At 69.7% G+C, this 12,314-nt stretch carries 9 protein-coding genes and 1 pseudogene; 5 read left to right on the top strand and 5 right to left on the bottom strand.

All coding sequences use genetic code 11. The features are described from left to right. Window positions 1-38: 38 nt before the first annotated feature. From OHU35_RS22605 to OHU35_RS22590, 4 genes are all read left to right on the top strand, one after another. A complete protein-coding gene (locus OHU35_RS22605) occupies window positions 39-1,307 on the top strand; it encodes a toll/interleukin-1 receptor domain-containing protein (RefSeq protein WP_405506616.1) in 1,269 nt (422 codons plus the stop codon). Window positions 1,308-1,315: 8 nt separating this feature from the next. Beyond that, window positions 1,316-2,239 carry a MoxR family ATPase gene (locus tag OHU35_RS22600; RefSeq protein ID WP_189725634.1) on the top strand — a complete coding sequence of 308 codons (924 nt, stop codon included), beginning with the start codon at window positions 1,316-1,318 and terminating at the stop codon, window positions 2,237-2,239. Between the two features lie 4 nt (window positions 2,240-2,243). Further along, the gene (locus OHU35_RS22595; protein WP_189725633.1) at window positions 2,244-3,206 is read left to right on the top strand and encodes a hypothetical protein; all 963 of its coding nucleotides are present in this window, start codon (window positions 2,244-2,246) and stop codon (window positions 3,204-3,206) included. 1,178 nt (window positions 3,207-4,384) lie between these two features. Further along, window positions 4,385-7,135 carry a CHAT domain-containing protein gene (locus OHU35_RS22590; protein ID WP_373310137.1) on the top strand — a complete coding sequence of 917 codons (2,751 nt, stop codon included), beginning with the start codon at window positions 4,385-4,387 and terminating at the stop codon, window positions 7,133-7,135. Window positions 7,136-7,327: 192 nt separating this feature from the next. Here the strand turns inward: OHU35_RS22590 and OHU35_RS22585 are convergent, their stop codons facing one another. Further along, the gene (locus OHU35_RS22585) at window positions 7,328-8,206 is read right to left on the bottom strand and encodes an MFS transporter (RefSeq protein WP_189725631.1); all 879 of its coding nucleotides are present in this window, start codon (window positions 8,204-8,206) and stop codon (window positions 7,328-7,330) included. 8 nt (window positions 8,207-8,214) lie between these two features. On the opposite strand from OHU35_RS22585, the gene OHU35_RS22580 reads away from it, so the two are divergent. After that, complete coding sequence (locus OHU35_RS22580) at window positions 8,215-8,565, top strand: hypothetical protein (protein WP_189725630.1); 351 nt, start codon at window positions 8,215-8,217, stop codon at window positions 8,563-8,565. On the opposite strand, the gene OHU35_RS22575 is transcribed toward OHU35_RS22580, so the two are convergent. From OHU35_RS22575 to OHU35_RS22560, 4 genes and pseudogenes are all read right to left on the bottom strand, one after another. Beyond that, on the bottom strand, window positions 8,546-9,667 hold the full coding sequence (locus OHU35_RS22575) for an alpha/beta hydrolase (RefSeq protein WP_189725629.1): 1,122 nt from the start codon (window positions 9,665-9,667) through the stop codon (window positions 8,546-8,548). The genes OHU35_RS22580 and OHU35_RS22575 overlap by 20 nt on opposite strands. Window positions 9,668-9,903: 236 nt before the next feature. Further along, entirely contained in the window at window positions 9,904-10,632 is a 729-nt protein-coding gene (locus tag OHU35_RS22570; protein WP_189725628.1) for a hypothetical protein, read from the bottom strand. 92 nt (window positions 10,633-10,724) lie between these two features. After that, a pseudogene (locus OHU35_RS22565) lies at window positions 10,725-11,182 on the bottom strand (IS5 family transposase); the annotation flags it as partial. 204 nt (window positions 11,183-11,386) lie between these two features. Beyond that, window positions 11,387-12,124, bottom strand: a complete 738-nt coding sequence (locus tag OHU35_RS22560) for a flavodoxin family protein (RefSeq protein ID WP_189725627.1) — start codon at window positions 12,122-12,124, stop codon at window positions 11,387-11,389. Between the last annotated feature and the right edge of the window lie 190 nt (window positions 12,125-12,314).

Below are 12,314 nucleotides of genomic sequence, written 5' to 3'. Positions count from 1 at the left end.
GCCCGCGTGGTGGCTGACGATGGATCACAATCTGCTGCGTGGGGGACGTATTCATCAGTCACAGTGCGCGGGGCGACGCATTCGCGATGGCCGTACTCGAGAAGATCGAGGAAGGCCTCCGGGGAAAGACCCACACCCCGCTCGTGGACCAGTCAGGCATCGAACCGGGCGACGAGTGGCGGCCCCAGCTCGTCGACTGGCTCGCGCGCTGCGACGCGGCCATCGTCCTGCTCAACAATGCGGCCCAGCACTCCTCCTGGGTACGGCGCGAGGTCAACATCCTCATGTGGCGCAAGGCGCTCGGCGCGCCCCTGCTCGTGGTGCCCGTGCTGCTGGATGGCCTGTCGACCGGAGCCGTGAAGCAGGCGGGCCTGGAGGAACTCCGGCCGATCCAGTTCGCGCGCACCGCGCAAGGCATCGATCCGGACGCCAAGGACCTCGCCGACCAGGTACTGGGACGCTTCGCCGAGCTTCCCCAGGCGGCCACGGGCACAGACCCGATGAGTTTCTGGCTCGGAAACCTGGCCCTCTATCTGTCCGAGGCCCGGAGACAGCCGAGCGTGCTGGCCGAGGCCGCGAGAGCGCTCAAGGTCGAGGGAGAGTTCCTCGCCCATGTCACCGCTCAGCACGGCGGCTGCCTATTCCTGGCCCATCAGCTCCTCGTGGCCCCTCCCGAACGGATGGAGAAGGCCCTCGACGTACTCGCTCCGTCCCTTCAGGACCAGACCATCCGCAGGCTGACCAGCGCGCTGAACGCCACCTGGGTCGACGAGGAGGCCGCCCGCAGTGCGCTCCCGGCCCCGGGCAGACAGCCGCAAGAGATGACCCTCCTGCTCAACGCCTTTTCGAACAGCACGGCCGAACAGTACATACGCCGGGCCACGTGCAACGCCATCCACGGCTTCGAGACGAAGACGATCGGCAGCCTGCCCATGGGCGAGGACCGGGTCGGGGAACGGATCCGCACCTGGGAGAACGCGGTGTGGAAGGAGTTCTTCGACGCCGACTCCGAGGAGGAGCGGATGTTCCCGAACGACCTCGGCACCCGGACCCACTACCTCGTCATCAACGAACTGCGCCCGCCCGACGCCGAGTTCGCCGAGGCCGTCAACCTGCTCCACCGGGCCTTCTCCTGGCTGATCGTCCTGGTGACCACGGGCACCGCGCCCCCTGACGACCAGGTCAGGCAGGGCTTCAAAAACGCGGTTCTGCTGGAACCCCTGCTCACCGCGGAGGACGAGAAGACGGCAGCGCTCCGCAGCAAGCGCCTCAGACAACTGCCCGACCGCCTCGCCGGCATGTGCTAGGAGCCTTCATGACCCGATTCGTCTCGCATGGTCCGGATCCGCGGGACGGCAGGATCTACGTCCTGTCGCAGGAGCTCCAGCTCGCGATCGACGTCGCTCTGGCCACCGACCGGCCGCTGTTGCTGAGCGGTGATCCGGGATCGGGCAAGTCCTCCCTGGCCCCGTTCTACGCTCGCGAGAAGCGCCTGCGGTACTACGAACACGTGGTCACGTCACAGACCCAGGCCGCGGACCTGCTGTGGACGTTCGACAGTGTGCGCAGGCTGGGAGACGCTCAGATGCACCGCGGCAGGCTGAACGACGGCGTTTACGTCAACCCCGGTGTGCTGTGGTGGTCGCTCGCCCCCGAGTCCGCCCGCACTCGTGGGGGCCTGCTCCAGGACACCCACCGGCACGACCCGCTGAACCGGTTCCACGACGAGCGCGGGACAAGGGGCGCCGTCGTCCTCATCGACGAGATCGACAAGGCCGACCCGGACGTCCCCAACAGCCTGCTCGTGCCCCTGGGCTCGCAGGAGTTCACCATCGCCGAGACCGGCACGATCGTCCGGCGCGAGCCGGATGTCGCCGCCCCGCTGATCATCATCACCACCAACGGGGAGCGGCAGCTGCCCCAGGCGTTTCTGCGCCGCTGTGTCACCTACACCCTGCCGGCCCCCACCCCTGAGGACCTGGTGCGGATCGCACAACTGCATCTGGAACACGAGGGTGTGCTCTTCGACAACGAGACCGTCGACCTCGCCGTGACACTGGCCGACGAGCTCATCCACGTGCGGGACAACGAGCAGTCCGGACGGGAGCGGTTGCCCAGTACCGCCGAGTATCTGGACGCCCTGCGCGCCTGCCGTGAGCTGCATGTCCATCCGGGGCATCCGCAGTGGCCCCTGGTCCGCAGCCTGACGCTGGCCAAGTCTCCGCAACAGGACGGGTGACGGGATGCGTTCGCAGATCTGGGTCGGTGACGTCGTCCGTGCCCTGGAGACCGCGCGGACCGACGGCGAACGGGCCCGAGTCCTGGAGATGCTGGGGTTCGTCCCGGGCGCCGTACCGGCCACCGGTCACGTCGCTCTTCCCGCCGGCCCGGACAGGCCCCGGGCCCCTCTCGAATCAGTCCGTCGGGAACGGCATCCGGGGCCCGCTCCCCAGCCGTTACCGAGTACCGCCGCGGAAGAGGAGAGGCCGGACAGCGACGTGACGGCGGAACTGCCTTTGCTCCGGCCGGCCCGTGTCGAGGCCGTGCACACGCCACGTGAACCGGTGGAGCCACTCGCGCGACCGACGGCCGGACGGGCCCCGCTCCCGCATCTGCCGCTGTTCGCCCCCGGCTGGACCAGCGCCATCCTCAGAGCCATGGTCTCCCGGCGGGTACCCGAGGGCGCCGTGGACATTCCGGCGCTCATCGACACACTCGCCCATGGGCGCCCGGTCGGCCGGCTGCCTCGCCTCCCCGTGCCCACGATGCGCTACGGAGTTCAGGTGCTGGTCGACCGGGGTCCCGGCATGCAGCCCTTCCGGCGCGACCAGAACGAGCTCCTCGAACGGATCCGCGCGGTGGTCGGATCCTCGCTGGTCGAGGTGGGCTACTTCTCAGGCACCCCCCAGCGCGGCACAGGGCCCGGCGCACGCTGGACACGCACGGCCTACGTTCCCCCCGAGTCCGGCAGACCCGTCCTGCTGCTGTCGGACCTCGGCCTGGGCGGACCGCCCGAGGACCCGCAGCGCGGCGGCCGGCAGGACTGGGAGCACTTCGTCGGTCTCGTCACCCGCGCCGGATGCGGCGTCGTCGCGCTCTCCCCGTACCCCCCGAGGCGCTGGCCACGGTGGATGACGTGCCTGCTGCCCCTGGTCAGCTGGGACCGCACCACCACCGCGAGCCGGGCCTCCGTGAGGCTGCCGTGACCGAACTCCCGGGGCCACTGCCACCCCCACCGCCCGCCGGCGCGATCGAACTCGCCACGGTGCTGAGCGTCGCGACCCGAATGGAACCCGAACTGATCCGCGCGGTCAGGCTCCGGCTCCTGCCTCACCTGGACGTCGGTGCCGAGGCCGATCTCTGGTTCTGCGACTGGGTGGGCGCCCGCACGCCCGAGGCCATCGCGCTGCTCCCCGAATGCCTGCCCTACCTGCGCGCGGGTCTCGTGGACAAGCTGGAGAGCGAGCCACGGCTCCGGGAGGTCATGGGCATCGTCACCGAGTTCCACCGCGGCCTGTCGCCCGCGCTGCTCCTCGAGGAGCAAGTCACCTGGCACAGCCTCAGCGGTGACGCAGAGAGCGCGACCCAGCACCTCAACCGCGCCCTGCACGCGCTGGTGCGGGAGAACCGGTCGGGGCTGGCCGGGTGGTTCGCGGAAGCATCGCGGCGGCTGCCCTCGGAGACGCTGACGACGGCCACCGCATGGAGCCTCGCCAACGCGGCCCGCCCCTACGTTCCGTCCCTCGACCCCATCGCGGCGCCCGAACTCACCCTCACCACCGTGTCGTCCATCGCCTCGGTCCTCGGGGACGCCACGCTCGGTGTCCTGCGCACCGGGAACGCGCTGCTGCTGGGGAAGGTACGGGGAAGGGACGCGGCGGCCGTCCTCGTCCCCGACACCTCGCCGCGGGTGGTCGAGGTCACCGCGGGCGCCACCGTCCGTACGGTGCGGGTCGACGCGGCCGAGGTCGTCCGGATCGTCGTGGGGGCCGGCCCCGTCAGTCTTCGCACCGGTGCGGGTCACGTCTACGTCCTCGACGAACCCGACGCGGGCCCGCGGCCACCCGTTCCGCCGTTCGAGGGGCTGGCCAATCTGATCGGGCCCGAGGTGGATCCCGAGCTGGTACCACGGCTAACCCGGGCGATCCGGCACCTGCTGGACCGGTCGAGCCAGACGGACGACGTCGAGCCCCTGCGCCAGGCCCTCACGCTGACGGAGCGTGCCCTCGACGCCGGATACGAACCGCGGGACTTCCCCGAGTTCGGCTGTGAGGCAGCGCAGACGCTGTATCTCCACGGGCTTCGTCTCGGTGCGCGAAGGTCACTTCAGCGAACCGTCCACGTCGTGCAGCACATCGGCGACGCCCCTGCCCCGGAGCTGAACATGCGGGCCGGTGCTCTCCTCGGAGCCGCCCAGCGCGAGCTGTTCTGCCACACGGGGGACCTCTCCCTGCTGCACAGGTCCGTCGACGCGCTCCGAACCTGGATGAACCGGCTGACGGGCGGTTCTGTCCGCGTCGGGCCGCTCGTCTCGGAGCTTCTCCAGACCTACCTGCTCCTCCACGAGGTCCAGCCGCGTCAGGGTGTGTTGCATCAGGCTCTGGATCTCGCGGTGGCGTTCGCGTCCCGCGCCGACCGGGAGGCCATCGCGCTGCCGCTCGCCCGGGTCCTCGTCGCTCAGTACGAGGCGGAAGGGGATCCGGCCGACCTCGACCAGGCCGAGGACTTGGCGGCGGCTGTCCCCTCCCCCCGGGAACCCCGATTCGTACAGGCCGAGCGCGGCGCCGTGCTCACCTCGGTGCACATGGCCCGCTTCTGGAGCGACGGTTCACAGGCAGCTCTCGACGCGGCGCTGAGGCAGTGCCGCTCGGCCGTCAGGATCTGTCCCGGGAGCGACAAACTGCTCCGGGCCCGGCTGCGCCACGCTCTGAGTGACGTCCTGCGGGTGCGCGCCGCCGTGCTGTCCGAGCGTACGGATCTCGACGAGGCGGTCACTCACGCCGAACGGGCGGCCGGGGCTCTGCCGACCAGGTCCGTCTGGAGGATGGCGGCGCTGATCGGCCTGAACCGGTGCCTGCTCGACAGCCACCGCCGGTCCGGGGCCGTGTCCGCCCTCGACCTCGCCGTCAACGCCTCCCGGGAAGTCGTCTCGCAGTCGCGCCATCACCCGGATCTGCCGTACCGGCACACCGCACTCGTCCAGCAAGGCGAATGTCTGGTTCTGAGGTACAAGGCGACCTGGGACCGCGCGTCACTGGACCAGGCCGTCGAAAGCCTCAGAGCGACCAGGGACCTCAGCCTCGCGCAGCGCGACGCCCGAAGCGACGCCTACGCCTCCATGCTGCTCGAACTGCACACACTCGGCCCCTCGCGGCCGGATCTCACGAGCGCCCTCACGGAGTTGCACTCGCTGCTGCTCCACGACGACCTCGACCCCATGTTCGCCGGCCCGGAGTGGGCGTCCGTCCTTCTGGCCCAGGCCGCGTTCGTCTCACACGTGCCGAAGCAGTCGGACGCCTCCCTCCGCCGCGCGGCCGACAAGGCGCGGCAGGTCACCATCAACCGGTACGTGCCGCCGTTGCAACGTCTGAGGGCCGGACTTCTCTGGGGAGAGCTGGCGATACGCCGCAACGACTCCGAGGACGTCGTACTGAGCTACGAGACCGTCACCGAGCTTGTCCCCCTGGTGCTGCTGACGTCCGGCCGGGAAGACTCGGGCCACATCAGTGCCTGGGAGGAGCTGAGCAGGGAGGCCGCCGCCCACGCGATCGGGGTGGGGGCGCCGGAACGCGCACTGGAGTTCCTGGAACAGCGCAGCGTTCTCCTGTCGGCCTGGTGGCAGGACTCTCACGCGGAGGTGGACCGGCTGCGGGAAGCCGCGCCGGATCTCGTCGCGGAACTCCGCCGGTTGTGGGCGTTCCTCCATCTCGCCCCCCAGCCGGCCTCGTCGCGGACGCACCGGCGAAAGGGCACGGCTCCAGCCCGGCGGCTGGAGCAGCTCGTCGACGCGGTGCGGGCCCTTCCCGGCTTTGCGGACTTCCTCGCCCCCGTGCCCGCTGAACGGCTGGTGGCGGCCGCGAGCGAAGGCCCCGTCGTCGTTCTCAACGCCGCCGCCCACCGCTGCGACGCCCTGCTCGTGACCCGCCAGGGTGTGTCGGTGCTCCCGCTGCACGAAGTGAGCCTGACCGGGCTGGCCGACCAGGCGCAGCGGTATCGGTCCGCGGTGGATGAGGGCCCGTCGCCACTGGATGTACACGGGCTCTGGTCCGTACTCGGCTGGCTGTGGGACAAAGCGGTGGGGCCGGTCCTCGCCGTTTTCGGGATGGTCGCTCGCATCGACCCGGGCCTGCCGGATCCGGCCTACGAGCGTCCCACGGCTGCCCCGTCCGACGTCCTGCCACGAGTGTGGTGGTGTCCTACCGGCCTGTTCACGATGCTGCCTCTCCATCTGGCGGGGCAGCGCCAAGGCAATGCCATGGATTACGCGGTGCATTCCTATACGTCGAGCCTTCAGGCGCTGACGTCCGCACGCCATCGCGAGACGTACCTGATCCGCGATCCCGGCCAGTCGATGCTGCTGGTCCTCGCGGACGACGACCTGCCGCACGGACAGCGGGAGCTCGAAGCAATCCATCGGCGTGTCCCGCACGCCCAGGTCCTGCGCGACGCGCAGGCCACGGATGCGAATGTCGCGGCACGGCTCAGCGAGCACACCATTTTCCACTTCATCGGCGGTTCACATCTCGACGGGGGCGTCACGCGACTGCGGCTCGGCGCCGAGGACGGGCGTGATCGGCCGCGTCCTCCACTGCCTCCCGTCGGCGGCGGAGCACTGGCCTATCTCTCGGTCCGCGAGACGAGCGGTAGTGATCTGGCCCACTACAGCGGTGGATGGGCGTTGGCGACGCGCTTCCAGACCGCCGGCTTCGACCATGTGATCGCGCTGTCGGCATGGGCTGCGGACGCGGCCGCCGCGGACCTCGCGCGTGAGGTGTACGAGCGGTTGTGGACCCCGGACGGAGGGCTTCGCCCGGGGCGTTCGGCTCACGTCCTGCACCAAGTCGTACGGAGGGCGATCGCCGAATCCTCGGACCGCGCACTCGCCATCGCCGCAGTCGTGCACCTTGGCCCCTGATTTCCCGGCGAGGGCGGGGCACCGTCTTCGTCTCTGTCGCCGACAGTCGCTGTGCTCTTCTTCCACACCATCGTCAACTGAGCGGGAAGGCCCAACCTGTCCCTCGGCCGATCACTTGCGCTTCTGACCTCCGTTCGTGACCACCGAGGGCTCATCAAGCACAGCGCGGTCACGTGATGCGCCGGACACGGCCTAGGCGGCTGCTGCGGAGTGGCGCCGCCGGGTGAGGGCGATGGCGGTGGTGGGGGCGGAGCCGGCCAGCAGGACGATCGCGAGCAGCAGGAGGGTGGCGCCTGCGGCGGCGATGATGGTCACCGCGTGCGGACGGCGGTCGCCCAGGCGGCCACCGATGATCGAGCCCGCGAGGGCTCCGAGGCCGAAGCCGACGAGGACCAGCGGCACCAGCCCGGCGGCGAGACCAGTCCGGTCGGTCAGCAGCGGTGCGATGGAGGAGTACGCGGCCAGGACGCCGCCGGTCGTGGTGGCGCAGGCGGCCAGGACCAGCCACAGGCGACCGGAGCGCAGGGCGGTCAACTCGGAGCGGATGGATCCCGTGTGCTGGGCCAGGTCGTCGTGGGGAACGGTGCGGGCGATCAGCACGATGGCCGCGGCGGAGAGGACGGCGAGGGCCCAGAACGGTCCCCGCCAGCCCATGAGCTGCCCGGCGAACGCGCCCAGCGGCACGCCGACGACGTGGGCGAGCATGGCGCCGGCCCCTACGACCCCGAGGGCGCGGGAGCTGGCGGCCGGGCCTGCGGCGTGCGCGGCGGCCACATTGGCCACGGCCCAGAACGCGCCGGTGGCGATCGCGGTCAGGAACCGTACCGCCAGGATCAGGGTGAAGTTCGAGCTGAGGGCGACCATGACGTGCCCGGCGGCGAAGACGCCCAGGGCGAGCATCAGGGTCAGCCGCTTGGGCAGCCGCAGCGTGAGCATCGCCATCAGCGGCGCGCCGACGATCATGCCGACCGCGAAGACGGTGATCAGCAGTCCGGTCCGGGCGACGCTGACCTGCAGGTCACCCGCGATCTCGGGGACCAGGCCGGCCACGGCGAACTCGGTGGTGCCCATCCGTCGCGTTGCTGCGTGCCGAGGCCGGGCGTGAACCGCGTGACCGGGCCCTGCGCGAACTCATCGGCGAACTGTCCACAGTCAGCCCCGACTTCCGCACCATGTGGGCCGCGCACGACGTCCGTATCCGCCACGAGGGCGTCAAGCGGCTGCAGCACCCCGAGGTCGGCCTCCTGGAGCTGACCTACCAGTCCCTGGACCTGCCCGTGTCTCACCGGGCCGTGCACGATCTGAGCCTCTACACCGCTGAACCGGGCAGCACCTCCGAAGAACGCCTCAGGATTCTCGCCAGCCTGGCAACCACTCCCGTCCAGGCGGCGGATCCGGGGGCGCTTCCGCTCAGGCGAGGTTCTTGGTGAAGAACTCGTCGAGCCTGTCGAAGGGGATGAGGTCCTTGCGGTCGTACAGGTCGACGTGGTCCGCGCCCGGGACGATCACGAGGTCGACGGTGTCGGGGGCCTTCGCCTGGACGTCCTCGGAGTAGTAGCGGGAGTGCGCGTCGGCGCCGGCCACCAGGAGGGCCTTGCGGGGCGCCAGCATGTCGATGTTCGTCATCAGCTGGAAGGCGAAGAACGACATCGGTGTGGTCGCGTTCCACGCGGTGGTGGAGTTGATCGAGCGCGGGTGGTAGCCGCGCTCGGTGCGGTAGTAGTCGAAGAAGATCTTCGTGATCGGGTCGGCGTCCGCCGGGAGGGTCTTGGGCAGGATGCGGTTTGAGGGGGCGGCGTTGCCGTTCTCGTCGAAGGGGATCTCGTGGGACCCGCGCGCGAAGGTGCCGTTCTCGGCGTCGATCCAGCGCTGCCGGCTGAGGTGGTCCACGATCTTCTGGCGCTGCTCACGCGCGTAGTAGTCCTCGTGGCCGCGGGACATGCTGCGCGACATGTCGTACATCGAGGCCGCGGCGACCGCCTTGATACGGCTGTCCGCAGCCGCCGCGGTGAGCGCCATACCGCTCAAGCCGCAGACGGCCTGCGCGCCGATCCGCTCGCGGTCGACGATCCTCTGCAGGCCGAGGAAGTCGACGGCGGCGCTGTAGTCCTCGGTGTAGATGTCGGGCGAGGCCACGTCGCGCACCGTGCCGCCGCTCTCCCCGGTGAAGGAGGGGTCGAAGGCGAGTGCGACGTAGCCGCGGCGGGCGAACTCGTTGGCGTAGAGCCCCGAGGACTGTTCCTTGACCGCGCCGAACGGGCCGCTGACCGCCAGGGCGGGCAGCTTGCCCCTGGCGGTCAGCGGCACGTAGAGGTCCGCGGCGACCTCGATGCCGTAGCGGTTCTTGAACCGCACCGAGGTCCGCTTGACGTTCTTGTCCAGCGCGAAGGTGTAGCCGCCCTTGGCCGTGGCCTTGCCCTGTCCTGTGGCGCCTGCGGCGCGGCCGGTTTCCGCACCGAAGGAGGGCAGAGCCGTGAAGGAGGCGGTGGCGCCGGTGGCTGCGATCAGTCCGAGCGCTTTGCGACGTTCCATCGAGTGGACCTCATCTTCGATCGGTGGAGGAAAGGCGCGACGGTCGGTCGTGTCGTGACCGAGGCGCGATTCCAGCGAACCGCTTCTGCGCCAGGCGTGGCAGGTCGGGTTTATGGGGGGTGCAAGCTCGACCCCCACCCCGCGGGGTGGGGGTCGTAGCGTGGAAGGCATGGCACACCGCCACCTCCCGGACACGATTCGTTGTACCGCTGCAGGCGTGAGCGCTTTGGCCGTTGCTAGGGAACCCGGAACCTTGCGCACGCCGGCCCGCGCCGTGTGAGCTCGCCACACTCGTCCTGGGTTCCGTCGCCCGCGTTGAGGGCCATGATGCTGATGCCTGCGGCCTGTGGTGGAAGGGAGATCGGCATGCTGACCCGCTGCTCGACCACGCCCTTGTCGTTGGGTCTGAGCTCACTTGAGTAGGCGTCGACCGACTCAACAACAGGCTCCGACAAGTCGGCCCTGACAGCGTTTACAAACACCTCGATGCTGGCCCCCGTCTCGACGCCGTCAGCATGAACAGCGAAACTCAATTTCAGATTGGGCCGAGGACCGTCGACTTTGATGTTGGTGATGGTCGGCCGCCCGTTTCCCCCGGCAGCCTTGGCCGCACCGATAACCGCCACGCTCAGGGCCACCATGTAGAGGATCACCCCGAGAATGAGCACCACGGTCTCCCACAGGTTGCCCCGCCGTGTGGGGTGGACGAGCAGAGCCACAATGCTGCAGACGATGGCGAGGATGGCGCAGAGCGAGGCCACATAGATGGGCCACGAGTCGTTGTTGAGGGCAACGAACACGACGTCGCTGCTGAGGCCGAGCAGGGTCATGACGCCGGCAACGGCGACGAGGGCGCCGGCCAGGATCTTGGCAACGTCGTCCAGACGCTTTCCGATTCTGGCCTGGATCTCTTCGTGCGTCGGGGCAGGTTCTTGTCCGCTGCCCCACTTCGGTACCCCGCTCATTGCGCTCCTCGTGACCGCAGGGTCTGGGCGGTCAGCCGGTCGTCCGGCTGGCGACCGGCCCTGGTGGAAGACGCTAGGTTCGCGCGAGAACCTCAGCGACCCGGGATTGGGCCGAACAGAGGAACGATTAGCACAGCGGCTGACACAATGAGCTGAGTTGTCGCTGGGTGGCGCCCGCAGCAGCAGGCGAGTTTGAGAAGCGCCTCGTGGATGCCGGCCTGCGTTCCCGTCGGATGCGCAGTCGCCGGAAGCCGTGCAGCCAAGCGAAGGTGCGCTCGACCACCCACCGGTACGTAGCCAGCCCAGTACCGTGCCGGGTGCCACGGTGGGCGATGGCCGGAACGATGCCGCGATCGCGGACCTGGTCGCGGTAGATGTCGTGCTCGTAGCCGCGGTCGGCGAACAGCGGGTCGGGCTTGCGGCGCGGACGAACCACCCGGCCGCGGACGGGCGGGATCGCATCGAGCAGCGGGATCAGCTGGGTGACGTCGTTGCGGTTGCCGCCGGTCAGCAGGACCGCGAGCGGGGTGCCGTGCCCGTCGGTGATCAAGGAAACAGCGGCTCCAAGCGGTCCCCCAGCTCATCCCACACGATCCACGTCAGGTCAGCGGCACGGCTCAGGACACGTTCTCTCCCTCCGCGCAGGCCGTACTCGCCCTGCTCCTGGACCACATGCTGAAGACCGGCTGGTGACGGGGCGGAACCCTGCATGTTCCTCGCCCGGCTGCCCGCAGCCGCGGGGCGTCCGTGCGGCTCAGCGGTGCTCGGGGTTGTCCGCCCCGGGGCGGCAGCCCGCGTCCCACTCCGAGCGTTGGTTGCCGTGGGCGGGAATGCCTCCGGCACGCTTCAGCAGGGCGGCGAGGTGCATCAGGTTCCAGGTCATGAAACTGGTGTTGCGGTTGGTGAAGTCGTTCTCCGGGCCACCCGAACCCGCGTCGAGGTACGACGGCCCGGGGCCGGCGGCGCCGATCCAGCCCGCGTCCGCCTGGGGCGGGACCGTGTAGCCGAGGTGCTGGAGGCTGTAGAGGAGGTTCATGGCGCAGTGCTTCACGCCGTCCTCGTTACCGGTGATCAGGCAACCGCCGACACGGCCGTAGTAGGCGTACTGGCCCTGGGAGTTCAGCACAGAGGAGCACGCGTAGAGGCGCTCTACGACCTGCTTGGTCACCGAGCTGTTGTCGCCCAGCCAGATCGGTCCGGCCAGGACGAGGATGTCCGCCGCCATCACCTTCCCGTACAACTCCGGCCAGGCGTCGGCGGCGAAGCCGTGCTGGGTCATGTCCGGGTAGACACCGGGTGCGATGTCGTGGTCGACGGCGCGGATCAGGTCCGTGGTCACACCTGCGCCGTCCATGATGGCCCGGCTCTTGTCGATGAGGCCCTGGGTGTGGCTGAGCTGCGGAGACGGCTTGAGGGTGCAGTTGATGTAGAGCGCGGTCAGGTCGTCGTAGTGGTGCAGGGCATCGGTGGGAGAGGCGGACTGCGCTGCCATGGCGGACTCCAGTGAGGAGAACGGACAGGTGAAGGACCAGGGAAGGGCGGCGCTCCGAGCCGCCCCGGCGGCAGCGTCTCGCGGAACTCACGCGATGTCCCGCTGCGACCCACCTGCGGACGCTGCTTTCCCCCACCGCCATCCGGCGTGCCCGTAAGCTGTCCACCGCGATCAGTCGCCCCCCCCCCAG

Source organism: Streptomyces purpurascens (genome assembly GCF_045040895.1).
In the GTDB taxonomy this organism is placed as follows: Bacteria; Actinomycetota; Actinomycetes; order Streptomycetales; family Streptomycetaceae; genus Streptomyces; species Streptomyces purpurascens.
The sequence above is the reverse complement of the archived record's forward strand: the minus strand, read 5'-3'. Positions and strand labels throughout refer to the sequence as shown.

What these genes read in the sequence shown, in the direction of transcription:
- OHU35_RS22600 (WP_189725634.1), top strand. Translation starts at nt 1,316, where the DNA reads ATGACCCGATTCGTCTCGCATGGTCCGGATCCGCGGGACGGCAGGATC.
- OHU35_RS22595 (WP_189725633.1), top strand. Translation starts at nt 2,244, where the DNA reads ATGCGTTCGCAGATCTGGGTCGGTGACGTCGTCCGTGCCCTGGAGACC.
- OHU35_RS22590 (WP_373310137.1), top strand. Translation starts at nt 4,385, where the DNA reads ATGCGGGCCGGTGCTCTCCTCGGAGCCGCCCAGCGCGAGCTGTTCTGC.
- OHU35_RS22585 (WP_189725631.1), bottom strand. Translation starts at nt 8,206, where the DNA reads ATGGGCACCACCGAGTTCGCCGTGGCCGGCCTGGTCCCCGAGATCGCG.
- OHU35_RS22575 (WP_189725629.1), bottom strand. Translation starts at nt 9,667, where the DNA reads ATGGAACGTCGCAAAGCGCTCGGACTGATCGCAGCCACCGGCGCCACC.
- OHU35_RS22570 (WP_189725628.1), bottom strand. Translation starts at nt 10,632, where the DNA reads ATGAGCGGGGTACCGAAGTGGGGCAGCGGACAAGAACCTGCCCCGACG.
- OHU35_RS22560 (WP_189725627.1), bottom strand. Translation starts at nt 12,124, where the DNA reads ATGGCAGCGCAGTCCGCCTCTCCCACCGATGCCCTGCACCACTACGAC.